This window comes from Acaryochloris marina S15, from assembly GCF_018336915.1.
Lineage (GTDB): Bacteria > Cyanobacteriota > Cyanobacteriia > Thermosynechococcales > Thermosynechococcaceae > Acaryochloris > Acaryochloris marina_A.
In genome coordinates, this window is the sequence record NZ_CP064923.1 from 1,887,316 (window position 1) to 1,912,867 (window position 25,552).

Consider the following 25,552-nt stretch of genomic DNA (forward strand, 5'->3'; position numbering starts at 1 on the left):
GAGGGGATCGAAACTGACATGATTATCTCCATAACTTTGACTATAGCTGCACGGACGATGCAGTCTCACAAATGCGCTGGGTCAGTCCGTCAGATAGAAAAGGCTCTCGGATGGCCTGAAAGAATGGCAATTGCTGCCGTAAGCATTTCTGAGAGATGATCAAACCATGACAGTTTTCGGTATTGGAGAAGCCTGGCTTACCTTTGATCCTAGAGACAATCCAGTCTTAACAACCTGTTCAGATCTTGAATTGAATCTTTGGAATCAGAACCGCTAAAACTATAAAATTCACGTTTTTCTAAACTTTTTCCTGACTATTGCAAATTGCTTGGCTTCTAAGTTGGTTTTTCACCGTCTGAAGTATTTAGGTAAGCAATAATGACTATTACTCTTAAGCAATATCCCAAGTGTATTTCTGATCTCTTCACCTGTGGGTTGATGTATGCAGTCGCAGAATATAAAATTCATTCTCCTCAACCCTTAACTCAGTCTGAGAGTTGGGATTTCTGGACCCAACCCCGATCGTCATTTATGGAGTGGCTTGCCAGAACGTATCCGCTCAAGACACAACGCATGTCCTATCTAAATAGAATGCTGGATCACGATCATGCCAGCGGTATTGAAACTCATTACGATGTTTCTAATGATTTTTATGCCCTGTTTTTAGATGAAAGATATCGGTTTTACACCTGTGCGGAATTCCAATCGGAACAAGATTCTTTAGAAGAGGCACAAACGAATAAAGCCCAATATCTTTTATCTTTGATGCAACTGCAGGGGACCGAGAGTGTTCTAGATCTAGGGTGTGGTTGGGGGGCCATGCTGAAGTTTCTCCAAGATTCAGGACATCAGGGTAAGTTAGCGGGCTACACCTTATCGAAAGAGCAGCTAACCTATGGTCAGCAGCAGTTAGGACTGAATGTTTCTCTCACTAATTTCATTACGAATGATTTTGTAGAAGCCCCTTATGAGCGCATCTTTTCGATTGGGGCTTTAGAGCATGTCCGGCCCCATGAACTCAAAGATCTATACCAAAAAATTTATGATGCTTTGGTTCCGGGTGGCTTAGCGGTTCATCAGTTCTTCTCCCTTGAACGGGAACCCTATCCAACCTCGATGGTTTTGATGCAACTTTTCTTTCCAGGCTCCCTATTGTCCATGCATGAAACTCATATTCAAATGGCTCAGGAGGTGGGATTCCAGATTACCCATGACTCAATCCATGATTACCAACCTACCTTGCAAGCATGGTATCAGCGACTGCTTAAAAAACAAGATCAAGCGATTGAGTTAGTGGGACAAGAAATATTCAATCGGTATATGACCTTTTTCCCAACTGCTTGGCTGTTCTTTCAGCAACATGAAGCGGAACTCCATCGGGTTGTGATGAAGAAGCCAGAGACTGAAAAACATAAATGAGAGGATCGTGAAGGTCGACGGTATAGCCCATAACCGTTTGTGGGTGTGACCAAGCTCAGGGAAAAGATCTTGAGCCACCGACCTCAACGGGGCAATCAGTAGCAAGTTGTCTACTCGTTAGAAAGAGGAGCAGTTATGTCTGATTTACTCAAGAAAGAATCTTCGCACTTTCAGGTTGAAAAGAGGAGTCAATCAGAGTATCTGCTCCAAGATCGTAGGGTCTTTAATCTCATGATCTTTAGCCAGCATAATTGCTTTGGAGATCACTTCTGCCGTTTTCGGATCATTATCGGCAAAGGGCAAAAAGAGTCGCCCCCGATGTTGACTGTGAACGGGCACCACACAAATTGCACCTCCTGGCTGACGATGAACCATTGCGCTACCCAGATGGATGCTATAGCTGCCAATCTTCCCTTCAATTAAGGCGTGAGCATTTTTCAGTTGAATATTATTGAGCTGGAGCAGGCGGCTAGTTTCTTGCAGCAGGGAAGCTCTCATCTCGACCGTTGAGGCACTGGCTTCTGGATCGACGCCGCCTTGGTGAGCCACGCTGACGACTAGATCCATATCTCGCATCACTTCGCTAAAGAGACGGGAGGGAACGGCGGATAATTCCAGGGTCTTGTAGGTGGTGCGATCGCAAAAGCAAATCTGATCCAGGGTAAACCCTTCCACCTCCGTCGGCGTATACCATCCCTCTTCAAATTCGAGCCAAACCACGATCTGCTCATCATGGTAAGTGCGCCGAATCCCTTCTTCAGGATGGGCGACCCAGCCCCGCTTGCCCAGGAGGGCCAAGGATTGACGGGGATTGACTTGATGCCCCGTATATCGACAAGAGCCAGAACCACGGCCTTGTTGTTCCGCCGTAGTCAAAACATAGAGTTCTCGGAAAATCTGCTTAAAGGGTTGGACTAGCTCTGACTGGAAACAGTATTGCTGCCAGAGATGCCAATCATCCCGTTCGGCTAAATCAACAGGGTGGGCAATACGTAGCTTCATGGACGCTTTGATGACCACGGTTTGACCGTCATGGTTGAGTAATCCGTCCACTCGGGGTAATCCCGCGACCCCGGTATCCACCTCAATAAAAACCAGGCATTGCAATACGGGTTTTAACAGGGGATGGGTTAGGAGTTGCTTTAGCTCAGTGCCAGTAAACTGATCGCCCCGGCACATAGATTGTTCTAGGGATTGAGTGATGCGACTAGCCTGCTGGGTAATTTCTTTCTTGCGAAGCTGCAGGGCTTTAATTTCTGGATGTTTGCGGAGTTTAGCCGGGACCGATTTTAGGGATTTGCCATTTTTTAGGACAGAAATCTGGGGTTTGCCCTTGGGGGTGATGCTTAAGCTGACGGCGACCGAATCAACATCTACGGAAACAGCACCAGCGGCCAAATCCTGAATCGCCATCCCTTCCATGGCCCATTCCAGTCGCTGCGGATCAGGATACCCAGCCGTGCGCGCCAAGTTATCCATACTAATTCGAGCTGCTAGCTTCTCACTGGCTTGACGCTGGGAGCCAAATTTACGGCTCTGGCGCAGAAATTCTTGGATGAGTTGATAGCGTTCTAGTAGGTCTGTTTCTCGCTTTTTCCCCCTGGCTAAAGGCAATAGGCCCAGGGCTCTAACACTATCTTGATGGCGCTTGGTTTGAATTCGCTGAATCAGGCCATCCTGATCCGTTGCTCCGGTCATGGCCTCGGCAAAGAGTTGTGCTCGCTTATGGCCCCCGCCCCCGGAGGTGTACTTGGCTGCTTCATTTAAGGCTGTCCAGCGATCCGGCTTCATGCCTTTGCGAATGCGCTGAAACCAAGCCACATCTACAGCACCATCCAGCAAATCCTGGCTAGAGAGGGGCGTCCGTTCCGCTATCTGAGCTGCCCATAGGTCACGAATATCAGCGTCAACCTGCCAAGCCTCATCTTTGGTATGGCCATGAAACCACCAAACCGCTTCGGCAAATCCTTTCCATCGCAAGGCATGTTCAATGTAATTCACCCATTGGGGTGCATACATGGCCAGCTCTACAAGCTGCTGGGAGGGGATTGAGGTGGCTTTAATGGCCTTGGCAAAATCCTGGGGGGTTTCGTCTTCTCCTGGAAAAGAATTCCGACAAAGATGGCTAAATACCGCAGCTCGACTTTTGCTGTCAGACACCCAGCCTCGGACAAATTTTTCATGATCAAACTTTTGGAGGAGGCTCACTAGAGTTGCAATGCCCTCGATTGAACTTAGATTCTTGACAACTTCAGTGGCTGCTGTGGGCAGTTCTCCTCGGGTTAGTTCGATGGTAAGGATGCGATCGCAACATTGATTCACGATCTGACCGATCTTTTGATTAGCCTGAATGTATCGATGCGGCTTCCGTTGGGTCAACTTTCGCAGTTCGTGAAACTGTAAAGACATGGGGCGCGCCCCGATTAAGTAATCCCAGAAATCTGCATCCGTGGCAGCTTCAGCACCATAGGCTAGGGAAATTTCTCGCAACTCAGGTCGAAGGCGCTGAATAAATCCCTCTTCTTTAGTGGTTTCGAAGCGGTCATAACTATAGTGCGTTTCTCCAGATTTGACTTGCCAATGGGGGACACTATCATCCCTAGGTTCATCAATCCAGCGCAGGAGCTGCCATAGGTGTCGAATCTGGGCCACAGACCATTGCGTTGAATAATCATGGAAATGGGCTCTGGCTAAATTCAGCCATACCAACAATCGTGAATTACGCCACTCCTTCTGCTTGCCTGCCCTCTGTTGATGGATGATGGCGAGGGTATATTGAGCGGTATTTAACAGGGCATCAACTAAATTTTGAGGTGGCTCCAGATAAATGAGCCAAGATAGAAGATCGGATATCCACGGGTAGGTTAGATTAATCGGGGTAACCCAACGTTCAAAAAGTTTAAGTTGCCATTTGGGTGGTTCGTTGCATCCTTGATCCATCCAAAAGTTGTAGTGAAATGACATGCTGCCCGCACCATGGCAAGCCGCAATGGCCCGAATGATTTCCAACCCGTCTGGATCTCGTAGGGATTCTGGGCGGTTTTCTAGCCATGTTTGCCAAACCTCTGCCAGGGGAAATCTTTTCAGATTCTCCTCCTGAGATAGCTTTAAATCGGGTGATGGAAACCAGTGAATATTCCCCAATAATTCTTCCTCGGGGTAGCCGTGATCAAGCACAACCCCGTCAGTGCAATGCGCCTGGATCAGCGCATTTAAAGCGGTCAGTATTTCCTGGGCTGCCTCTGACACTAAGGGAATGGGATGTTCGGGTTGCTCGGGGTATTGGGGATGCGATCGCAACTCCCAGGCCGCCAAACCTAAGGCATCATCCAAGGTAGGAATATCCTGTTGATCCGCCATCAGCTGATCAAGCAACTCTTGCTCACTCGCCGTCCGCTTAGACCGCTGGCTGGCATAGGCTTCAGCGACGGGTTTGACCTGGCCCCGCTCCGCTTGCTGGAGCTGAACAAGCAGTTCTAACCCGGCTTTTCGCTGAGGGGCTTTAGACGTATTCAGAAGACGTTGGGCACTCTCAATAGCAGCATCATCTTCTTGTTTCAACAACAAGGACAGCACGCCTCTTCTCAGGTCTGCTGCTTTGCGATGCAGCATAGATTCTAGGGTTTGGGCCTCAGTGGAAGTCGGACAATAGCGGTGAGCGTTAAGAGCCTTCATGATTTGCTCCCGGACATAGCTACTGCGATCGCGAATCAGATCGAAAATAACATCCTGAGCCTGATCATCCCAGGTCTGTTTGGCAATCAGCAGTTTCCCCACTTGAATGCGGCCCCATTCCCCCATCATTGTGCGATAAGGCATTAACCGCTCAACGGGGCGATTGCCTAAACTGTGAAGCAGGTTAGCGGTAATCTCTTGGAGGGTAATGGTGTAACTCATCCATGACCATACCAAGGGTTCAATTGGCGTTTCCTTGGCAGAAAAACGACTGATAAATGCTTCCAAAGCTTCAAAATCAGCCTTGCTTCCCAACACCAGATAGGCCTGAACGGCAACTCGGATATCCGGGTCGGCAAGACTTTGAGTGATGGCCTCTCTGGCTTGACCAATATCCAATTGACGAAGCAGGTAAGCCGCCACAAATCGCTGTTCGACGGTCCCCGTTTCTAAGAGTTCAACCGCAGGGGGAATCGCTAGATCGACATTCTCAAAAGCCAGAGACCAGAGGGCGATGTAAACCTGGTTGGGGTCGTCACTTTGGAGCAACTCAGTTCGTTGGTTGGGATGCTCCAACAGTTGGAGAAGGAGTTCTAAACTCTCTTGAACCCGACGCTGGTGCTCCACCTCCCAACCCAGGCCAAACCACACATCCACGGCCCGAACCGTGGCGCTAAAGCGCACAAGATTATGGTCTAAGATAACGCGGACGATACGCTGAAAGGCTTGGGGATGGGCTTCATCAATGGTTTCTAAAATGGTTTGTCGTAGCCCTTCTTGGCGTTGGGCAGCCACTAGTAGATTTTTAATCAGCTCCCAGCCGTCGGGCCGATTGGCCACTAACAGGGCACGAGTTACATGCCGGCCCATGGCACCAATCTCATGGTCACCCCGAGCGGAGTCACAGAGAATCTCGAAAACCTGATCGCCTAAGGTATCGCCTTGGTTAATGGCTGCTGCGAACAGGTACCCGAGATCATTACCATAGCCAAGATAAGGTGCCCAAGCCGCATACCAGTCCAGGGACTGTTCAAAACCTCGGATAACTCCCAGTAACGACTGAATAAAATTTCGATGGGCAATCTTATAGTGCTCAGGATGGTCCGACCGAAAGCCTCTGCGAGTGTAACCCACCTGATAGAGAATCAGGTCGTAAGCCCGCAGTACATAGTCACTAATTTGAGGGAATAACACCTCAAAAAGTTGGCTGCGCTCTACTTCTGCCAGCTCAACCGCGTCCTGAAACGGTTGCCAATACGGTTCTCGATCATAGGGATTGCTCGATTCGTTGGGGGAGATTTCCAGGTGGAGCATTCTTAGCCCAATATGATTCAAGTTCTCGGGTAATGCGGCAAGTTCTGTTCTGCGACGATCCAGCCAGGTTTCAACCCGGAATTTCTTGAGAGACTCCTGAGCAAGTTCACGTTTAAGCATGTTATCTACCCACCAGTGCAACGAGTCTAATAAACGTTAAGCGGCTATCGAGCTTGAGGTGCACAGTGGCATCTAACTCTTCCTGCTGTACATCATCGAGAAACACGTAGTACAACCCGTCGATAAAGCCCATAATGGCGGTCTCGATAGCCGCTTCTTGATCCACGACTTGCTCAAAGTCGCGATCACCCAGGGTTACTTTGCCCTCAACCAGGCCCTGATGGATCGCATCCTTACTCAGGAACTGCTGCAGCTTCTGCTCCGTTTGCCGCTGTTGGAATGCCTGTACTTCAGCTCTGACGACGCAGGTGATCAGATCACGTAAAGTGAAGGGCGAGTTTAGTTGAGACGGAGGTATAGGAACGGACCAGTCTGAGAAGATGGGGCGCCGTTTCCCAATGACTTTGCCCTCAACGGTGATACAGAAGGTCATTGTGATCAGAAGGAGGATTAGTGAAACAAATGTACTATAGCTAACGCAAATTAAATTGTCATCAGTGGAAAACACAGAATATTGCTAGGAAATGGAAGTGCTCAATCTACTTCCAAGGAATGTTCAACCAAGAACCGCCCCGCCCATAATGCTCCCAGATTGCTCTCATAGAATTCACCATCGGTATGGACCTGTCCTTCAGGGGTGATCACCCAACATTGATATCCCCATTCCAATGCATAGGAGATACCCACCAGCCATCCACCCGGAAATCCAAATAAATCTGTTATGGAGTCTATTGCCATTCAACCCTCCCTACGAGGAGGAAAAGAGAAACTTTTTTTGTTCTGTTGACACAGAATTAGTACAAGTATACTATACTAGTCGAACAACCTCAAATTATCCCTTTGGAGATCCCGATCATGGCCACCCATACTGACGCTTCGGAAAAGCAAAAAGCCCTGGACTTGGTGATGAAAAATGTGGAACGCACCTTTGGCAAAGGGGCGATTATGCGTCTTGGGGATGCCACTCGGATGCAGATTGAAACCATCTCCTCAGGGGCTTTAACCCTAGATCTAGCCTTGGGTGGTGGACTGCCAAGAGGCCGGGTGATCGAGATATACGGCCCTGAGAGTTCTGGAAAAACTACCGTAGCGTTACATGCGATCGCACAGATCCAAAAAAACGGTGGAGTAGCCGCCTTCGTCGATGCCGAACATGCCCTTGATCCAGTCTATGCCGCTGCCTTAGGGGTAGATGTTTCTGAATTACTCGTTAGCCAGCCTGACTCTGGAGAGATGGCTCTAGAAATTGTCGATCAGCTGGTTCGCTCCAGTGCCGTGGATCTCGTTGTTATCGATTCCGTCGCCGCCCTGACGCCTCGCGCTGAAATTGAAGGCGATATGGGCGACTCCCACATGGGTCTGCAAGCTCGACTGATGAGTCAAGCCCTGCGCAAAATCACTAGCAATATTTCTAAGTCCGGCAGTACCGTTATCTTTTTGAATCAGCTGCGCCAAAAAATTGGCGTTACCTACGGTAATCCTGAAGTCACCACAGGCGGTAACGCCCTCAAATTCTACGCTTCCGTTCGTCTCGATATTCGTCGCATTCAAACCCTCAAGAAAGGCACAGATATGTTTGGCATTCGGGCCAAAGTGAAAGTCGCCAAGAACAAAGTTGCTCCTCCGTTTCGGATTGCTGAGTTTGACATTCTGTTCGGCCAGGGTATTTCCACTATTGGCTGCCTCGTTGATATGGCAGAAGAAACGGATGTGATTGTCCGCAAAGGAGCTTGGTATAGCTATGACGGCAACAACATTGGCCAGGGCCGAGAAAATACGATTCAGTACTTTACCGATAACCCCGAATTTTCTGAAGATGTCGAGCGCCAAGTTCGCCAAAAGTTGGAATTGGGGGCTGAAGTATCCGCCAACTCGATTACAGCTGTGGATACAGAGGAAGAAGAAGAGGCATAATTTCTGCTTACTCTGCAGCAACTATTGTTGGGTGACCATTAAACCCACTTTCATTCTTACATTGAGGAAAATTCAATGATTGGATATGTGACTTTAGGTACAAACGATATCGCTAAAGCAGCCGAGTTTTATGATGCCCTACTCGCATTGCTCGGCGGCAAAAGGTTTATGGAATCCGACAGTTTTATTGCCTGGAGTGCAGGACCCGAGCAGGCTGGTGTTTGTATTGCCAAACCCTTCAATGGCGAGCCTGCCACCGTCGGGAACGGCGTCATGATCGCCCTAATGGCTGAAAGTAATGACAAAGTGGATGAAATCTACAAAAAAGCCATTGAACTGGGTGCCCAAGACGAAGGTCCAGCAGGTCCGAGGGGAGACCTAGAGGGATTTTATGCGGGCTACTTCCGGGATCTAGATGGCAATAAACTCAATGTCTTTCATATGCCTTAGCCCTATGGCCATCCATTAAGCGAAAGACGAGAAAACGAAATTGAGAAGACAATTCCGAATCTCCTAAGGATGTCGAGTTCTACCCGACACTGGAGAGCTGAAGTCAATATCAACGACGGCTGTGGAGATCAGAAAGGCAGCATCATACCCGCCGAATATACGGCACCTATCATTCGCAATCACACAAGCAAACCACAGTATTTTCCCCTTACTAAAAAAGTAAAAGGAGACTTCCATGGGTTTACAGGATCAAATCGGCAGTTTTTGCTGGTGGAGTTTAATGACGAAAGACGTATCAAAAGCGAATGATTTTTATCATCAGCTGTTTGATTGGCATTTGAGTGAAATGGAAATTCCAGGCCATGACAATGCCACGATTTATGCTGCGGGGAATGGTGGATTTGCCAATCCTGTCCCCATCGAAAACGATTTTCCGTTCCCCAGTCACTGGATTGCCTATATCACCGTTGCTAATGTTGATGATGCCTGTCAGCAGGCTGAAAAATTGGGGGGCAAAGTCAGTGTCCCCACCTTTGAAATTCCATCCGTGGGCCACACAGCAGTGATCAACGATCCAGTCGGCGCTGCCTTTCACGTTTTCACCCCTGCACAGGACAGTGACGATCTGAATATGATGGGTAAGGGGCCAGGAGAGATTTGCTGGATGGAGCTGCTAGTGGATGATCCGACTCCCGCTTTACCCTTCTACTCTGAGCTTTTTGGTTGGCAGTTTTCTGCGCCCATGTCCATGAATGGTGGCGACTATTACACCGTCAAGGTGAATGGCGAGGATATGGGCGGCATTATGAAGCGACCGCCGGATGTGCCCAAGATGCCTCCCCTCTGGATGAACTACTTCTCCGTCACCTCAGTGGAACAGTGGTCAGAAAAGGTCCAATCCTTGGGAGGAAAGATTGTGATGCCCAAAACAGCAATACCGGAGACGGGATTTTTTGCCTGCATAGAAGATCCGACCGGTGCCCATTCCTATTTATTTGAGCTGACCCGTTAAACTTTTAGCACGTCAGCATGTTTGATTCATGTCCTACGAGGCCACCCATCCGACCAATCTCCCGACTGAACAGCTGCAAGGGGTCGTAGAGCGGCTCACCTATCATTCCGACGAATCGGGATATACCGTGGCCCGCTTCAAAGCCCCTAGAACCCGCGAATTGATTACGATTGTGGGCAGCTTTGCCAATATCCAAGCGGGCCAAACCCTGAAAGTTCAGGGGATTTGGCGGGACCATCCTAAGTATGGCTCCCAATTTCAGGTCAAACAATATCAAGAAACCAAACCAGCTACCCTTACGGGGATTGAAAAGTACCTGGGGAGTGGCTTAATCAAAGGCGTTGGTCCAGTGACCGCCAAGCGCATCGTGGCTCATTTTGGCCTAGAGACCCTGGATATTATCGAGAATCAGATTGAGCGCCTAGTTGAAGTCCCCGGCATTGCCAAGAAGCGAGTCAAACTGATTCAGACGGCTTGGGATAGTCAGAAATCCATTAAAGAGGTGATGGTCTTTCTCCAGGGCCATGGCGTCTCCACCACCTATGCCGTCAAAATCTTTAAACAGTATGGGGACGAAGCCATCGACATCGTTACCCAGAACCCCTACCGACTTGCAACCGATGTTTATGGTATTGGCTTTGTCACTGCCGATCAAATTGCCCGTAACCTGGGTATCTCTCCCCATTCAGAGTATCGCTATCGTAGTGGTCTGTTACATGTCCTGAGCGAATCCGCCGATGAAGGGCATTGCTATTTACCTCAACCCGACCTGATCGATCGAGCCGTGAAGCGGTTGACCCTTCCCGAATATCAACCCAAGCCTGATCAAGTGGCATACCTAATCCAGGTCATGATCGCGGATGCTGAGCTGATTGTTGAACAGTTCGAACAGGATGATTCAGTAGAGCTACTTTGCTATGCACCTTCCTTCTTTCGAGCGGAGTTTCATCTTGCCCGACGATTACTCCAAATGCTGGCTCATCCCCTTGAAGTAGATCAGGGGCGAGTTCGCAGTTGGCTCGATCGCTTTATGGCTCAAACAACTGTTTCTCTCTCGAAACAACAGCAGCAGGCAGTCGAATTAGCTACTAGCCAGCGAGTCGTGATCCTCACCGGAGGACCAGGGACAGGGAAAACCTTCACCACTCGGACCATTGTGGCTCTCTGGAAGGCCATGGGAAAAGAAATTGTCTTGGCTTCTCCTACAGGCCGGGCCGCACAGCGACTGAGTGAAGTGACGGGCCATGAAGCGAAAACCATCCATCGTCTTCTGGAATTTGACCCTAAAACAATGAAGTTTCAGCGGGATTCAGACTGCCCTATCCCTGCCGATGCAGTGGTGATTGATGAAGCTTCCATGCTGGATCTATTCCTCGCGAATTCCTTAATTAAAGCGATTGATACCAACGCTCAACTGTTGCTGGTTGGTGATACGGATCAGCTACCCAGTGTGGGACCCGGAAATATTCTGCTGGATCTCATTACGTCTCAGCGGATTCCCGTGTTGGAACTAAAGGAGGTTTTTCGCCAAGCCCAAGCCAGTCACATCATTCAAAATGCTCATCAGATTAACCAAGGCAAGTTCCCCCATCTAGAGTCCGTGAGTCTGACCCCAAAGACGGATTGTTTGTGGATTGGGACACCTGAACCAGAACATGGTCAGCAGGCCATCCAAGAACTGATCAACGACCTGATGCCGCAATTGGGGTATGTGGCGGTGCAGGATGTGCAAGTCCTTTGTCCCATGACTAGAGGGGAGGTGGGAACTCGCAGACTCAACCAAGTTCTCCAATGCTTGATCAATCCCCCCAGTCCTAATAAAGCTGAAATATCGAGAGGGGGATTGACTCTCAGGGTGGGTGATCGGGTGCTTCAGCAGGTCAATGATTACAACCGCGAGGTCTTCAATGGCGATATGGGGGTGATCGAGGCGATTAATCTGGAAGAGGTAGCCGTGACGGTTCGGTATGGAGAGCGGTCTGTTGCCTACGATCTGGCGGACTTAAATGAAATCGGATTGGCTTGGGCCGTCACAATTCATAAAAGCCAGGGGTCGGAATATCCCGTGGTGATTTTGCCAATGTATATGCAGCACTACATTATGTTAAGCCGCAATCTGCTCTACACGGGCTTGACGAGGGCTAAGAAACTGGCGATTCTAGTTGGCCCCAAGAATGCGATCAGTATGGCGATTCGACAGGTCAAGGATAAGCAGCGATATACCTTGCTAGATCAACGGTTAAGCCTTAGGTAGTGCATCAGGTGTAACTGGAGAGAACAGCACGAGCTTTTACCAGTAAATTTTTTATCAGAGGAGGAATAATTGCTGAAGGTTGGTATCTCATCGGATTGATCCATTTGTAGTTGGAGGATTTTGTATGCCAGGTCCATCAAAAGCCGGTCTGTTTGTATATGCCAAATATCTCAAGTGCCTGGCGAATTTCTATGAAACGGTCTTAAAAATATCTGCTGTCCATCAGTCAGATGAATATGTTGTTTTGCAGTCTTCTGATATTCAGCTGATTATTCATGCCATACCTCAGCATATTGCGAAGGGCATCACTATTTCTTCTCCTCCAGAACCACGAGAACAAACAGCACTCAAGTTTTTCTTTACGGTTTCCAGTCTTTCTGATGCAAGGCAAGCCGCAGCAGAGTTAGGGGGTGAAGTCTTCACTGAGCAATGGAGTAGCCCAGCTTTTCATGTTTGTAATGCTTGTGATCCAGAAGGGAATATTTTTCAGGTGCGTGAGGAGATTCATTAATCGTTGAAATAAGCTAATCGTCCATCCATGGCAAAGCTTAAATCACTCATCACTTTATTAACCCCACGGATCGGGATTGTTGGCAGCGGCTTAGGAAGTTCATATAGAACTCCAGACTCAGTATCGTCAGATTAAATTTCCTGATCTAAGGGTTAGGGATTGAAGACGCAGTAGATTCTTCACTAATAATACCTAGTCAGAATAAATTAAGCTTTCCAGACTAGGATTGACCCCAAATAACGATATGGCAAGTAGTTTGCTGATTCTAGTATGTAAATTTTTATATGAGTGAAAACTATTTTCAGTTTTTAATTTTGATAATTTATGAAAAATAATAGCCATGCCTTTGGTAGTATTCTTAAAAAGTTTATAGATTCCCCTTTTTACAGCACTTAAGAGAAAACAACTATAGTCAAACCTTGGCTCTATCTAGGTTAATAGGCCCTATCCTCTAGAGAATAGATCTCATGGGCAATTGCTTATTCTATTTGAGGAAATGGCTTTGTTTCTCCATTAAGGATTCTCCCAAAATCCAGCAGCCATTTTAGTGCAAGCTTTGGGATTTAAACCTGATAGTCTAGGCCAATCATAATTACTCATAGGATTTCTGCCTGCCATTGTTATATCCCCCTATAGCAATCAGGAAGTGCTGAACATAGTTTGCTTTCCTTAAGTAAGCGTTTGGGAATGTTGTATTTCTATGCAATATTCCCTATTCATATCTGAATATTTTTCGGTTAATTATCACGAAAAAATATTCCATCCTAGACTATTCGAAGTTAGTGAAAATCTTGCTTCATCTATAGTCTTGCAGACCTTCTACTGATCTTATTCAGTACCAAGACAGTTTAAATGCTCATATTTCCGAACATCTAGATTTTGAGTTGTTCAGTTTTGCTCGCTCGTTTACATCTGTTTAATAGGAAGGAATTTATTCATATGCGACTATTCATTCGCCGTTTTTCTGTATTGGCTTTAGTTTTAGCCAGTTGTTTGAGTTTGACGGGTTGGCTACAACCTGCCAGTGCATTGGATATTAATTTAGCTACGACTTACCGAAATCCCGTTGATGCCAAACTGGAAACAGATTTTGGTCAAAAAATTGACTTGAATAATACCAACGTCATTGCTTTTAGCCAATATAAGGGGCTTTACCCTACCATCGCCGGTAAAGTGGTTCAGAACGCTCCCTACAGTAGTGTCGAAGAAGTTTTAAATATTGATGGCTTAACGGATACTCAAAAGAAAATGCTGCAGCAGCACCTCGGTGACTTTACGATTACGGCCCCAGATCCAGCTTTAGTCGGCGGCCAAGATCGTTATAACCCAGGAGCTTATTATCCTGTTCGTCGCTCCTAAGTGTGAATGTACGGATGGGATTTAGGGGAGTTCCATCCGTGCATTCATCCCTGAAAGTAACGCTTGAAACGGTTGAGCACGGGTAAGCCTTTATTGCCCGTTTGTTTCCAATAGTGGAGGCAATCCACCATGCAAGTATTTTCTAGGCAAGGTTGGCAAGTCATCTGCCATCAACTGACGAGACTTGTAATCGGCATCATTTTGATTGGGACCGTTCTTTCTTTAGGCTGGCTGAATCATACTTCAGAATTTTGTTGGGCGGCTTTACCGACCGGAAATGCAACAACGAATCCCATGAGTATTCTGAGGCTGGCTTTACCTGTGGATAACGAGGCCATTCAAACCCTTCATCAATACTTAGAAGAGATGCCTCAACAGCTTGATGATCCAGAAGCTCGATTACAACCCAAACAATGGTTTGAGATTGAGAATAAGGTCACAAAGGCGATTAAAACCTTTAATCAAGACGCATCCGATTTTCTTGCCGCGATTCCTACTCCCTTTCGGCCCCAGGCTTTGGTCCGCATGAATCAAATTAACGCAGCTCTAGCGGATCTAAAGATCCTGTCTGACCAACAAAATAAAGAACAATTTGTGGCTAAACGTACACAAGCCTGGAATTCGATAGATTTACTGGCAGCTTCTATGGAGTCACAATTTCCTGTCAACATACCGAATGACTATCAAACTCTACCCCAGTTAAACGGCCGAGCCGTCGTGGTTCTCGACACTAGCAAGGGACCCATCACCATGATGGTGGATGGCTATAACGCCCCCATTACTGCAGGTAACTTTCTGGATCTCGTCCAGCGAGAGTTCTATGACGATCTAACGTTTACCCGTGAAGATGAGGCTTATGTGGTGCAAGCTGGAAATCCAGAAGGACCACAAGCTGGATTTGTGGATCCGGAGACCAGTCAGTATCGCTCTATTCCTTTGGAGGTCATGGTCAAGGGAGTTTCTGAACCAGTCTATGGGTCTACTTTAGAAGAATTAGGGCTGTCTGATCCTGTGCTTCCTTTTTCTGCTTATGGGACGGTTGCTATGGGCCATCCTGCTGGTGACCCGAACGGTGGGTCATCTCAATTTTTCTTTCACTTATTTGAGCCCGATTTGACTCCTGCAGGATTAAATCTGCTGGATGGTCAATATGCCGTTTTTGGCTATGTGGTTGCTGGTCAAGACGTATTGGCTCAATTACAACATGGCGATCATCTGCGTTCCGCTAGGGTCGTTGATATTTCTCCACCCAATGGTTTCACTTTACGTTATCTGGATTGGATTCTAGTGCAAAACACCCCTATGTCCTTGGCTTAATCCCTTTTGCCATTGCCAAGACCTGAATTGATTACATCAAAATTTATTCGTTATCCATAATCAATAACTTTAATCATGAATAATCAACAATCAAACTTTTCAATCATTTATAGCGGTGATAATAGTTACTCTTCCGTTTTTACTGTTGTGAGTATCGTCGTTTTCTGGATTGTTTTGGTTTCAATAGTGATCACCATACTCGCCTATTCAGCTTCATCTTGTTCTTGTGAGACGACGGGAACCTATTTTGATATTTGGCGTATAGCCTGTCGTCCCTGTGCATAAAGGATTCAAGCTATACCAAAGTTGCAAATCTACTTAGAAATGGCTTGAGCGGATATTAGAATGCCAAGTGCTAAATACTAGCTAAGGGCAATCCCCAGGCAGGTCTACGAAAGAGCTGGCTGGGGAACTGTGGCTGGGCTATATGACTAGCGAAGGGTTGTAATTTTTCAGTAACCGTACCGGGCAAATAGCGGAGGAGAGCGTTCAAGCTGATGCTGCAGCCATACCTTGCTGAAGATGACGACGGATGGCTACTTTTTCTAGCAAACCCATCAGCGCCCCACTTTCGTTAACCACCGCTATGGTTTGTAGTTTCTCCTTGTCCAGAAGAGCCACAATATCGAGCAGTGATTGATTGGACTGCACGACTGGAGGGAGTACTGTCGGCTGTAAGATTTCTTGGACTGACACTTGGGGCCATTGCATAGTGGGAACAGTATTCAGATCTTCTAAGTTGACGGACCCCACGAGCTGTCCTTGCTCATCGACGACGAGAAACTTAGAAACCTTACCCTGATAAGGGATAGCCTGATTGGCAAGCTGTCGGAGGGAATCATTGAGTTCAATAACAAACTCACCTTCGGTCACCACATCTGCTGCAGTGTATCGACTCAGCTCTTCCTGAAGCTTAGAAGATTGGAACGCTCGCCCTGCATTTTGGTACAAGAACCAACCAATCAGTGCATTCCAGACACTGAGACTCAGGATACCGGATGCGATCGCAACACCCCCCACAACCTGTCCAGCGCGAGCTGCGATTCTGATGCCTCGATAACGATTGCCCGTAAACTTCCACACCGCTGCTTTCAGGACATTGCCACCATCTAGAGGAAGACCTGGAATCATATTGAACAAAGCAAGGAATAGGTTAATCGTGGCGAGAAACCCAACGATGGCAGCAATCGGGCCGCTAGGCAGCATCATGCCCCCATAGGAGAGTATCGCCCAAAGGAGAACGCTGACGGCAGGACCGGCGATGGCAATGGCAAACGCCCCTGCAGGTGTTTTAGATTCTTCCTCAAGACTGGCTAGTCCTCCAAACAGAAAGAGTGAAATGGACTTAACCTCAATCCCTTGCCGCATCGCCACCAGGCTATGACCGAGTTCATGGGCGAGTACCGAACTAAACAGCAGAAGTGCTGTTCCTAACCCTAGAAGCCAGGGTCCAATCCCGATTAACTCTGGAAACTGAGCAGCTAGACCATTGCCATAGGTCCAAGAAAAAAACGCTAACACCAGAAACCATGATGCATTGAGATAGAAAGGGATGCCAAAGAGGCTACCTAGTCTAAAGTTACTGTTCATGAAAAAACTCCTAATTGCATTGATGAGCAACACCCATCGAAAGGTCAACGGTAGGAATTGCTCCGTACTGATAATTGTAACGAAATGTAAATGATGACCTTTCCGTACTAACCGCCCTAGAGAGTTCGGTTGTCCCATGGCGTTGGACGATCAGGTGCTGTCTATCCCTGTCTAATCTCAAAGCTCTCAATGATGGTTTGCCAAAATTGCTGGAGCAATGAATGGAGTGAGCAGGTTGTAGAAAAGTCGATTTGCCTTTTGGATCGCGATTCAATATACAGACGTCGGTATTTTAGAAGTTGAGCAAGCATAGAACTTTGAGTGATTCCAACAAGCCAAACAGAATCCCTCCGGTCATGGTCTAGGACTTCACATTTATGCTAGCCAGTGATTCAAGCTCATGGGGAGGATTGTTGGTGAGATCGCAACCTGGTCAAGGCAGCACCTTTACGATGTTCTTGCCCCTATCTTCGGTGGGATAGTAATACGACTTGCGATCGCAGTTATCATCAAAAGCCCTAAATGGCATAGATATCAATGCTTCAGAGCCATTTTTTCATTGAGAATTGCCATTGCCAAGGAGCGGTCCTCTCTTCGCGATCTCACTACTGAGTCGATACTCATTCAACGATCCAGATCGCAATCACTCACCATTTTTCTTGCCCACCGCTCATTTGTTTCTAAGTCTTTAGATAGAGATATCTTCTCCATCAACTCCCTCTCGGGCCTGATGTAGAGCATAAGTAAAACGCTTAGTCTTAAAGGGCAACAGTATGAATGGAGTTAAATCCAGGTGCAACTAGGAATCCAATATTCGATGGCAATGACCCATATTCGGTGGAAGAGATTATTGATCTCAATCATCGTTTGGGTTGTTTCAGAAATTGGATTGACCTGGATAGGTTTAGATGATCTGGCAGATTGTAGTGAATACATTTTTAAGCACCGAGAGGTTGCTATTGAAATTTCACCCGTGCTTCAGGAGCTACCCACGACTGCACTTGTCATTCCTCAAATTAACTCGTGATCATAAGCAACTGATGATTGAATTAGAGATAGAAATTTTCATGTTTTTTGAACAAATAACCTATCCATTTATGGGGATAGATCAGCGGATATCATCTTGTACCTTGACGATTTGTCGCAGGCCCGATTTTGATGTGGTCATCATCAAAAACTCTGATCAGGTAGATGAAACCTTACCCATTAAAAAATTGGAAGTGATCGCAGCAGGTGTAACGCAAGACTATCAAATTGATCCAGATCGGACCTGTTGGTTAATACAAACCCCTGAACCGTTAAATTTACTGGGTGAATATCGCAAAATACCCATTCAAAACAAGCGAGAAGGAATGACGTTGGATACTTCTGAACAGCCTTGGTCTTACTTATCTAAGTCAGAAGTGGAAATCATGACTGGAGCTAGCTTAAGAGCGGCTGCATAGTCACCCCCTTCAATCATTTAAAGTTTCCCAAGCTATCCCGCTGGGAGCATTGTCGTCCTCTAGGAGAAAATATATGGCAGCTTCATCACCGTTAACAGGCATTGAACTCATTAACTGTGCCAAAGCCAATGCAAAGAAAGGGGCTAAACTTGCAGCTCAACGATGCGGTTACCCCGAGAAGACTGAAGAATTTATAGCAGCTGTACAAGACGCCTGCCAAAGTATTGGTGTAGAAATTGATGAATTGCGTGATTTGATCGCAGATCAGCAGAAGGTCATGGTCCTACCTGGGATAGAGATTGCCCCAGAGAGCCTTTCTAGCTTGTAGTCACGGTCACTCTTTGATGCAAACGATCTCTAAAAAGTACCGATAAATCCGTCCTTCTCAAATCATGCAATTTTTCCCTCTGATGAATTTCCAGCGCTATACCCTAACCAAAACCTTCATCGCTCTAAGCTTAGGAGTGAGCATGGCAAGTGCTCAAGCTCTTCCTAGTCAATCAGTTCAGCCCAATCAGCCTATGGTCGAAACTAGCGATGAGTCTTATTTGTATGGGCAAGTCAAGCAACCTAATCAACTGCAACAAGGCTATGTGGTGTTCGAGCAGTTTGGAGATACGGTAGTAGGCGCTTCCTATTATCCTCGTTCTGAGTTCCGGTGCTTTATTGGTAACTTCAACTCCAAGTCAGAAGCGTTGTCTGGCGTTATGCTAGCGGCAATGCAGACGGAGCAAGCGACTGTTAATATCGATTTATCTTCTCTGCATCCAATTAATACCTTGAGCCAAAATGACCAGCGTCTATTGGCGACCTGTAAACAAGTTGCAGTGAATCGCCAAGACCAGCTCCCTGCCCAATGGCAGAGTGTCCCTTCTGCCTGGTTACAGCAGTAGGACTTTTATTTGAACCCTCTGATGGCCAAAAAACCTGATAGGGCTGAAGTCATCCCAGAGGTTAAGGCAATGGCAAATAGCCACCAAGCTGCGATGGCAGCTGACTGACGCACTTTATCGGCCTGACGTTGTGTTTCTCGCTTGAGTTCTGTGGCTTGTTGTTGCAGATCGGTTTGCAGTTGATCGACCTGCTCTAATAATTGATTCTGGAGGGCATCGGCTTGCTGAGAAAGCTGATGTTTGACCGTATCTTCTAGATCGTCACGGGTGTGGATGAGTTTGTGGTAGGTGGTTTGGGTGGTATGGGTGATGCGATCGCGAATCTGCTGCCAAGATGATTCTTCTAACAGTGCCACTGGCGCTTTTTGAACCCAAGATTGGAGACTCTCCCCTAATGGCCCTATCTCTACATTGGGCAAGGATTGACTCAGTTTTTCTTGCAGCTTTTCTGGGTCAGGAGTTGAATCAGAAATCGAGTTCAATATCTCTTGGACTTTAGTCGCAACAGTATTCAGGGAAGATTGCGCTTGCTCCTGTAGAGGGTGAACTTCGTCGTCAACTGTCTTCCAGGTTGATGTTACTTGCCCCGCAATTTTCTTAATCTCGGCAACCGTCAAATCCTTTCGGTCTTCAAGAATGGCAACGATATCGGACTGTTTAGGGAGGTGGGGAAGCTGGGGCAATGTCCCGGAGGATTGTTCTTTCCTGTTAGAATCTGCAACCCCATCTTTAATCCCATCCAGAAGAGTCCGTAAGTTTTGTTCTAGGGATTCGATCTCCGTTAAAGCAGATCGATCTTGATATTTGAGATATCGCTGCAGTTGGGTTTGCCAATCTTGGGCGGTATGTTGGGTGCGCCTAGCCCACCGACGGGGAACCTTCGCGAGTTGCTGCCACTCTTCCTGTAATCCAGTCAGGATCGAGTCAAGCTGCTGGGGATCGAGGGAATACTCCTGGCGCAGGTCTTGGGCTAAAGCCATCCAATCCAGTTGACCTAGATATTGATTGAGGGTCGTTAAACCCGATGCAGGCCGATCCATAAGTTCCACTAGATGAGGCTTTAGGTCTTCTAACGTCATAGATTCTGCCTCCGCTTTTTGCAATCGTTCTGCAATGATTGCCCCGATCTGCTTCTGTAATGAAGGCGTCAGAGAGGGAGATACCTCGGGGTCTGGCAGGAGCCGCTGCCAGGTCTCAGTCATTGCTGCCAATAGTGCCTTTCTCTGGTTTGGCTTTAAGCCTTTACGTCGTTTTAGGATTGCCTGTAAGGGTTTGATGTCTAGTTCTGGCCTTTGCTGAGCTAGAACTGTAGCGGGAATCTGTATCTCTTCGATGAGGTCTGGCAACTTCTGTGCAATGCCTACTGGGCTCAGTTTGCTGATAGACGTATAACGGCAATAGGATTCCAGTTTTTGTTGAAGTTGATGCAACGTATCTGGACAGGCGTCATTCAGTTCTTGAGAGGGTTGCACCTGATCCAAAACACTTTGTCGGACTCGATCTAAAGCATCAGCAATTTCAGATTGTTGATCAGAGGATAGATCTTTTCGTTCCTGGAGAAACAACCGCATTTGATTAGGGTTGAGGAGCGTCAATTGCTGGTGAATCAGCACTGGGTCAGCTTCAGGATCATAAATCACTTGTTTAAAGTCAACGTCAATCACCTCTGGTTTCAAATTCCAAACCGGAGTATGTAAGAGATAGTCTTCAACATCAAGCTGAATGATGTTCACGGGCTGCTCAGGCTGCGTAGACCCTGTCATCTTTTCCTGGGTAGATTGCAATAACTGCCAAATTCGCTGAACATCCCAATCAGACAAATCGACCCGTCGGAGGGCTGTACGGAACAGTCCTTTGACGTCTACATTTTTCAGCCCACTCCAAGGCTGAGAAGAATCAGACGTTTCGATTTGGACGAGCTTGGTCTCTAGTGACTCTGGTTTTAGGTCGGATGGATCAGCAGTTGCCAGGAAGTGTTTCAAGTCAGCCAATGCATCGGGTTGCAGGGTGCGATCGTTTAGATCCTGTTCTAGCGCTTGCATCTGGTGGCGCAGTTGCTTTAGATCAGTCTCGGGCAGCTCAATGTGCGCCTGCAGCGACTGGATGATCTGATCGAGATCGATGCCATTGTTACGCTCAGACTGAGCGATAACCTCTTCTATCATCTGCGAGAGATGTGCTTGTTGTGAGGGGCTTTTGGGGTTTAGCTCTGCTAGGGCATTCTCCAAGATCAGGGTCACATCCATCTCTTCAATGGTTTGGAATAAGGCTTGCCTAGCCGTTTCGATTGAGGCTGAATCTGGCTGGCTGGAGCCGGATGTTTCAGGGGTGAATAGCTGACTCACCGCCCCAAACAACCGCCGCAATCCCGTCCGGGTATACCCCAATACGGCATCAGCGATGGTGCCTACTGCCGATGTACTCAGCCAAGTCAGCAAAATCAGGTAAACAGACCAAATTAATCCCCCTAACACGCTACCTAACCAGGGGTCAGTAATCTGACTGAGCTTGACAGCCAGAAAACAGGCGGCAAACAATACCCCATCGATGGAGAGCATAATCCCTAAGCCTGCGGCTATACCGATAATGGCGATCACCTCAAAGCTAGATTCTCCAGTTCCTTCAGAAGACTTATCTGAGGGTTGGGAATTAGGGCGGAGGTTAAAGACAGATAATCCAATGGCAATGCCCAAGTTGGCCAGTAATAACTGGAAGGCCAGACCAAATAGAAGTCCTGCCAAGATCACAATGATGATCCGTCCACTGGAAAGTACAGTAACTGTTTCTATGGGTGAGATAGGCGAGACTATATTTAATCTATTCATCATGTCTGTCTCTAAGGTTCTTTAGTTACGCAGGCGATGCCAGGGGATTGTGTAAACGAGGGTTAATCATCCGATGCCGTCTGAGGGACATGCCGAGACTGAACTTGCAAAAGTTGCTTGGGTAAGCGTGTTGGATAGTTCTTCAAAGATTTCTATGGGGACCACCCGTACTTTCAATTGAATGGGTTGGCCCAACTGCTCGGTCAATAAGTTCCTCACCAGTGTGACTTGGTATTGGGAGATAGAATTCGCTTTGGCCGCCACCTCTAATTCCACATAGACGCCATTGAGCTGAGGTTGCACATCCACTTTTCTAATCTCTGTATCTGCAAAGGTTAGGGTTTGGCGGCTAAGAATGAGAACAATTTGCCGATGTACCCGCTCCTCAATCAGAATGTTGCGCAGTGACCAGCCCAACGGGATACCCAGTATAAATAGGGTCAGAAAACCTGCCACTAACCCCTTTTTTGCCCGTTCAATGGAACCGTACTGTTGCCATAGAAAGATTAAAGCCCCACTAAAAATAATGCCCGTCAAATTGGTGGCAAAGAGAACGCTGGCTCCCAAGGCCACTCGGGGATTCCACCAAGCAATCCCAATGCCGATGACGCTGAGAGGTGGGACCAGCGCCACGGAAATGGCAACCCCAGACAGGGCATTTTCGACTTGACGGCGAGATATGGCAAACGCGCCGGCGGCTCCGGCAGCGATCGCTACCCCTAGATCGATCAGTGTGGGTCTCACCCGAGCTAGGATCTCTGCATTAGATTGGGTGAGGCCAAACAATAATGTGATCAAGACTGCGGCTAGAATTGACAGCAAAATCCCCTTGAAGGTTGTGAGAGCAGATCGCTTTAATAAACGACGATTCCCGACGACAATGGCATAGGCAATGCCAAGGATAGATCCCATCAACGGGGCAATGATCATGGCTCCGATGATCACGGCGGCACTACCTGACAGTAGTCCAAGGGTGGCAATCACACTCGACAATCCCAACATGGCATAGAAGCTGAGGGAAGGTACGGAGGTTTTCCACAAACTCCGATTGACGGCTGCTATGGGTCTGGGTTTCTCGGCAGCCCAACTCCAATCACCGCTATTTTGATTCCAAAATTCAAAGACTTCTTTTTTTGCTAAGACTAGTCCTCTACGACTTTTATAGAAATAGGTGCGTAGCTTTGATGGGAATTTAGTCATGGATCAAAGATCCTTAAGGGGGCTTAACCTTGAGCATATCTCTACTCGATCGACCGTGATGCTATCGATGAGTCTTTCGATTAAATAGTTTTTTAAAGAACGTCTTTCCCCATAGAGACAAATTGCGGATGGGTCCATGTTTAGAAGGTGATTGAGACTTCTGCCGTTTGGCCTGGGAGCGGCTTGACTCTACCCAATCGGTTGGGGCTTGCAGGGCTGTGGCATAGCGTGCTGGACGAATCTGAGAGCCAAATCGGTTGGTGTACACTTGGGTCAGCTCGGCACCAAAAAAGAATATTTGCGCGGAGTAATTAACCCATAACAGGGTGACAGCCAAAGACCCTGCGGCTCCGTAGGTCGAACTGAGGCTATTTTTACTCAGATAAAGGCTGATTAAGAATTTGCCTAAAGCAAACAATAAAGAGGTCAGGGATGCCCCAATCCAAACGTCGCTCCATTGAATATTGACATCTGGCAAGATTTTATAGATTAAGGCCACGATCAAGGTAATGATGCTAAATGAAAAAACAGCATCTAACGCCCGCCCGATATAAACCCAATGACTGATATAAGTACTAGCGCTATTGCCAACAGCAGTCAGCCCCGTGCTTATCCCCAGGGTCAGAATCAAGATCAACCCTACCCCGAGAACCATCACAAATGCCAAGATGCGATCGCGAATAAATCCCTGCCAACCTCGATCCGGTTTGGGCTGAATTCGCCAAATGGTATTCAAGGCATCCTTGAGGTTGGTAAATAATCCCGTTGACCCCACAAATAGTAATGCCAGGCTACTCAGAGTGGCCCTAATTCCTGATCCTTGCATTTGGGTTCCCCGAATCATCACGCGAATGACGGCAGCCCCATCAGGTCCTAGCCAGTTGTTGAACTGTTCCATCACTTCTCCTTGGACCATGCGTTGGCCAAAGGCTAAACTTGCGATCGCAATCACGATCACTAAAACAGGGGCCAGTGAAAATGCCGTGTAGTAAGCCAAGGCTGCGGCTAATCTGGAGGCTTTATCCCGTTGCCACTCTAGCCCGGTCATCTTGAGTAGCCAAAATATGCTATCGACGGACATGCTTGATTCCCTGATGTATAGAAGTTGGTACTGAGGATTACTACCTGTTTTTACCTAGGCCATAGGCCGAACCTGACAGTTCTAACAAGACTGAATCAATTAGATCCTTTGCAAGAACGCACCCAAAATCGAAGAATGTTGCCAAGTCACCATACTCATAATCCCTAAAACGAACACCATACCAATCCCGATCACCCATTGGGTATAATGCTGCGCCTGCCATCGCTGGGACTGGGGTTGAATATTTTGGGCCATCAAAGTTGTGGTTGCTGCCAGATTCAAGCCGATTACATTGGTCACCACTAATAGGAGTGCGCCTGGGGCTAAGGTCCATTCACCGGACCCTAAGAGTAACCCCAAGACAACTAGCGGCGGTAGTAAAGCGACAGCCACCATCACCCCAACGATGGCGTTTTGATTATCCGTTGTCAACGACAGGGCACTGGCGATACCGGCTGCGATCGCTAACCCCACATCCAAAGGACCAACACTCACCCGTGCCATGATCTCTGGCAGATCGGTTGAGATGGGAAACACGATTCCCAGCAGTATCGATAGACCTAAAGCGAGACCGATGCTGATGCTGCCAATCTTGATCGACCGTTTGGCCAAGACAGAGTCCCCTAACACTGCGGCCACTGCCACCCCTAAGATCGGTTGGAGCAAAGGAGCTAAAACCATCGCCCCAATAATAATGGCTTCACTACTTTTTAAAAGTCCAATGGCTGCAATCAGCGTTGACAAGGTCACCATACCCAACTGAGTCCAAGATAATTGGAGCGGTTGGGCAACATTGGCATAGATTTCCTCTCGACTGAGTCGTGCAGTCGCTTGGTTGCAAGGAGCATCTAAGTCTGGCATTGGCCACATTGTTTCGATAGGCAAAATCATTACTCTGGGGTTACCCAATTCAGGTAGATGCTCCCGTAATTGATTGAGAACCGCTTCCACTTGAGTCGTTGGCAATGTGACTCGGATACTGATTTGTTCAGATCCTGAACTTTGCCAAACGTCTAGGCAAGGGAACGCTTTTAACAAGGCCAAGACCTGATCCTGTTGCGTGTTCGAGGTATCAATTTCCAGTAATCGCAGGTTCATAAAAAAGCACTTAAATTAATTTAGAAAAGTGTTGAGGACTCAAAAAGCTGCTCTATGTTGATGGGGTTTAGACCC

At 47.4% G+C, this 25,552-nt stretch carries 20 protein-coding genes; 12 read left to right on the forward strand and 8 right to left on the reverse strand.

Annotation, left to right across the window (positions count from 1 at the left end):
• Positions 1 to 378: 378 nt before the first annotated feature.
• Positions 379 to 1,419, forward strand: a complete 1,041-nt coding sequence (locus I1H34_RS09330) for a class I SAM-dependent methyltransferase (protein WP_212665365.1) — start codon at positions 379 to 381, stop codon at positions 1,417 to 1,419.
• A gap of 192 nt (positions 1,420 to 1,611) precedes the next feature.
• Here the strand turns inward: I1H34_RS09330 and I1H34_RS09335 are convergent, their stop codons facing one another.
• The 3 genes from I1H34_RS09335 to I1H34_RS09345 all read right to left on the reverse strand — a co-directional run bounded on the left by I1H34_RS09335 (position 1,612) and on the right by I1H34_RS09345 (position 7,266).
• Complete coding sequence (locus tag I1H34_RS09335) at positions 1,612 to 6,528, reverse strand: DUF5724 domain-containing protein (RefSeq protein ID WP_212665366.1); 4,917 nt, start codon at positions 6,526 to 6,528, stop codon at positions 1,612 to 1,614.
• A gap of 1 nt (position 6,529) precedes the next feature.
• A complete protein-coding gene (locus tag I1H34_RS09340) occupies positions 6,530 to 6,961 on the reverse strand; it encodes a hypothetical protein (protein ID WP_249369948.1) in 432 nt (143 codons plus the stop codon).
• A gap of 101 nt (positions 6,962 to 7,062) precedes the next feature.
• Positions 7,063 to 7,266 carry a hypothetical protein gene (locus tag I1H34_RS09345; RefSeq protein ID WP_212665368.1) on the reverse strand — a complete coding sequence of 68 codons (204 nt, stop codon included), beginning with the start codon at positions 7,264 to 7,266 and terminating at the stop codon, positions 7,063 to 7,065.
• 117 nt (positions 7,267 to 7,383) lie between these two features.
• On the opposite strand from I1H34_RS09345, the gene recA reads away from it, so the two are divergent.
• The 7 genes from recA to I1H34_RS09380 all read left to right on the forward strand — a co-directional run bounded on the left by recA (position 7,384) and on the right by I1H34_RS09380 (position 15,345).
• A complete protein-coding gene (gene recA / locus I1H34_RS09350) occupies positions 7,384 to 8,442 on the forward strand; it encodes a recombinase RecA (RefSeq protein WP_212665369.1) in 1,059 nt (352 codons plus the stop codon).
• Positions 8,443 to 8,517: 75 nt separating this feature from the next.
• Entirely contained in the window at positions 8,518 to 8,892 is a 375-nt protein-coding gene (locus I1H34_RS09355) for a VOC family protein (RefSeq protein WP_212665370.1), read from the forward strand.
• 235 nt (positions 8,893 to 9,127) lie between these two features.
• Positions 9,128 to 9,904: a VOC family protein gene (locus I1H34_RS09360; RefSeq protein WP_212665371.1), complete on the forward strand. Its 777-nt coding sequence runs from the start codon at positions 9,128 to 9,130 to the stop codon at positions 9,902 to 9,904.
• A gap of 28 nt (positions 9,905 to 9,932) precedes the next feature.
• On the forward strand, positions 9,933 to 12,158 hold the full coding sequence (gene recD2 / locus I1H34_RS09365; RefSeq protein ID WP_212665372.1) for an SF1B family DNA helicase RecD2: 2,226 nt from the start codon (positions 9,933 to 9,935) through the stop codon (positions 12,156 to 12,158).
• Positions 12,159 to 12,282: 124 nt separating this feature from the next.
• On the forward strand, positions 12,283 to 12,669 hold the full coding sequence (locus I1H34_RS09370; protein WP_212665373.1) for a VOC family protein: 387 nt from the start codon (positions 12,283 to 12,285) through the stop codon (positions 12,667 to 12,669).
• Positions 12,670 to 13,608: 939 nt separating this feature from the next.
• On the forward strand, positions 13,609 to 14,028 hold the full coding sequence (psbU, locus tag I1H34_RS09375; protein WP_212665374.1) for a photosystem II complex extrinsic protein PsbU: 420 nt from the start codon (positions 13,609 to 13,611) through the stop codon (positions 14,026 to 14,028).
• A gap of 129 nt (positions 14,029 to 14,157) precedes the next feature.
• On the forward strand, positions 14,158 to 15,345 hold the full coding sequence (locus I1H34_RS09380; protein WP_212665375.1) for a peptidylprolyl isomerase: 1,188 nt from the start codon (positions 14,158 to 14,160) through the stop codon (positions 15,343 to 15,345).
• 489 nt (positions 15,346 to 15,834) lie between these two features.
• On the opposite strand, the gene I1H34_RS09385 is transcribed toward I1H34_RS09380, so the two are convergent.
• A complete protein-coding gene (locus I1H34_RS09385) occupies positions 15,835 to 16,935 on the reverse strand; it encodes a site-2 protease family protein (RefSeq protein WP_212665376.1) in 1,101 nt (366 codons plus the stop codon).
• Positions 16,936 to 17,335: 400 nt separating this feature from the next.
• On the opposite strand from I1H34_RS09385, the gene I1H34_RS09390 reads away from it, so the two are divergent.
• From I1H34_RS09390 to I1H34_RS09405, 4 genes are all read left to right on the forward strand, one after another.
• Complete coding sequence (locus I1H34_RS09390) at positions 17,336 to 17,671, forward strand: hypothetical protein (protein WP_212665377.1); 336 nt, start codon at positions 17,336 to 17,338, stop codon at positions 17,669 to 17,671.
• A gap of 331 nt (positions 17,672 to 18,002) precedes the next feature.
• Positions 18,003 to 18,380: a hypothetical protein gene (locus I1H34_RS09395; protein WP_212665378.1), complete on the forward strand. Its 378-nt coding sequence runs from the start codon at positions 18,003 to 18,005 to the stop codon at positions 18,378 to 18,380.
• 73 nt (positions 18,381 to 18,453) lie between these two features.
• Positions 18,454 to 18,708: a hypothetical protein gene (locus I1H34_RS09400; RefSeq protein WP_212665379.1), complete on the forward strand. Its 255-nt coding sequence runs from the start codon at positions 18,454 to 18,456 to the stop codon at positions 18,706 to 18,708.
• Between the two features lie 64 nt (positions 18,709 to 18,772).
• Positions 18,773 to 19,273 carry a hypothetical protein gene (locus tag I1H34_RS09405; protein ID WP_249369950.1) on the forward strand — a complete coding sequence of 167 codons (501 nt, stop codon included), beginning with the start codon at positions 18,773 to 18,775 and terminating at the stop codon, positions 19,271 to 19,273.
• Positions 19,274 to 19,278: 5 nt separating this feature from the next.
• Here I1H34_RS09405 and I1H34_RS09410 read toward each other — a convergent pair whose 3' ends face one another.
• The 4 genes from I1H34_RS09410 to I1H34_RS09425 all read right to left on the reverse strand — a co-directional run bounded on the left by I1H34_RS09410 (position 19,279) and on the right by I1H34_RS09425 (position 25,477).
• The gene (locus I1H34_RS09410; protein ID WP_249370145.1) at positions 19,279 to 22,020 is read right to left on the reverse strand and encodes a CvpA family protein; all 2,742 of its coding nucleotides are present in this window, start codon (positions 22,018 to 22,020) and stop codon (positions 19,279 to 19,281) included.
• Positions 22,021 to 22,164: 144 nt separating this feature from the next.
• A complete protein-coding gene (locus I1H34_RS09415) occupies positions 22,165 to 23,298 on the reverse strand; it encodes a TIGR00341 family protein (protein WP_212665381.1) in 1,134 nt (377 codons plus the stop codon).
• Positions 23,299 to 23,359: 61 nt separating this feature from the next.
• The gene (locus I1H34_RS09420; protein WP_212665382.1) at positions 23,360 to 24,379 is read right to left on the reverse strand and encodes a YihY/virulence factor BrkB family protein; all 1,020 of its coding nucleotides are present in this window, start codon (positions 24,377 to 24,379) and stop codon (positions 23,360 to 23,362) included.
• Between the two features lie 99 nt (positions 24,380 to 24,478).
• Complete coding sequence (locus I1H34_RS09425; RefSeq protein ID WP_212665383.1) at positions 24,479 to 25,477, reverse strand: TIGR00341 family protein; 999 nt, start codon at positions 25,475 to 25,477, stop codon at positions 24,479 to 24,481.
• Positions 25,478 to 25,552: the final 75 nt, after the last annotated feature.

Coding starts and splice junctions, on each gene's coding strand:
- I1H34_RS09330 (WP_212665365.1), top strand. CDS start 379: ATGACTATTACTCTTAAGCAATATCCCAAGTGTATTTCTGATCTCTTC.
- I1H34_RS09335 (WP_212665366.1), bottom strand. CDS start 6,528: ATGCTTAAACGTGAACTTGCTCAGGAGTCTCTCAAGAAATTCCGGGTT.
- I1H34_RS09340 (WP_249369948.1), bottom strand. CDS start 6,961: ATGACCTTCTGTATCACCGTTGAGGGCAAAGTCATTGGGAAACGGCGC.
- I1H34_RS09345 (WP_212665368.1), bottom strand. CDS start 7,266: ATGGCAATAGACTCCATAACAGATTTATTTGGATTTCCGGGTGGATGG.
- recA (WP_212665369.1), top strand. CDS start 7,384: ATGGCCACCCATACTGACGCTTCGGAAAAGCAAAAAGCCCTGGACTTG.
- I1H34_RS09355 (WP_212665370.1), top strand. CDS start 8,518: ATGATTGGATATGTGACTTTAGGTACAAACGATATCGCTAAAGCAGCC.
- I1H34_RS09360 (WP_212665371.1), top strand. CDS start 9,128: ATGGGTTTACAGGATCAAATCGGCAGTTTTTGCTGGTGGAGTTTAATG.
- recD2 (WP_212665372.1), top strand. CDS start 9,933: ATGTCCTACGAGGCCACCCATCCGACCAATCTCCCGACTGAACAGCTG.
- I1H34_RS09370 (WP_212665373.1), top strand. CDS start 12,283: ATGCCAGGTCCATCAAAAGCCGGTCTGTTTGTATATGCCAAATATCTC.
- psbU (WP_212665374.1), top strand. CDS start 13,609: ATGCGACTATTCATTCGCCGTTTTTCTGTATTGGCTTTAGTTTTAGCC.
- I1H34_RS09380 (WP_212665375.1), top strand. CDS start 14,158: ATGCAAGTATTTTCTAGGCAAGGTTGGCAAGTCATCTGCCATCAACTG.
- I1H34_RS09385 (WP_212665376.1), bottom strand. CDS start 16,935: ATGAACAGTAACTTTAGACTAGGTAGCCTCTTTGGCATCCCTTTCTAT.
- I1H34_RS09390 (WP_212665377.1), top strand. CDS start 17,336: ATGGGGAGGATTGTTGGTGAGATCGCAACCTGGTCAAGGCAGCACCTT.
- I1H34_RS09395 (WP_212665378.1), top strand. CDS start 18,003: ATGTTTTTTGAACAAATAACCTATCCATTTATGGGGATAGATCAGCGG.
- I1H34_RS09400 (WP_212665379.1), top strand. CDS start 18,454: ATGGCAGCTTCATCACCGTTAACAGGCATTGAACTCATTAACTGTGCC.
- I1H34_RS09405 (WP_249369950.1), top strand. CDS start 18,773: ATGCAATTTTTCCCTCTGATGAATTTCCAGCGCTATACCCTAACCAAA.
- I1H34_RS09415 (WP_212665381.1), bottom strand. CDS start 23,298: ATGACTAAATTCCCATCAAAGCTACGCACCTATTTCTATAAAAGTCGT.
- I1H34_RS09420 (WP_212665382.1), bottom strand. CDS start 24,379: ATGTCCGTCGATAGCATATTTTGGCTACTCAAGATGACCGGGCTAGAG.
- I1H34_RS09425 (WP_212665383.1), bottom strand. CDS start 25,477: ATGAACCTGCGATTACTGGAAATTGATACCTCGAACACGCAACAGGAT.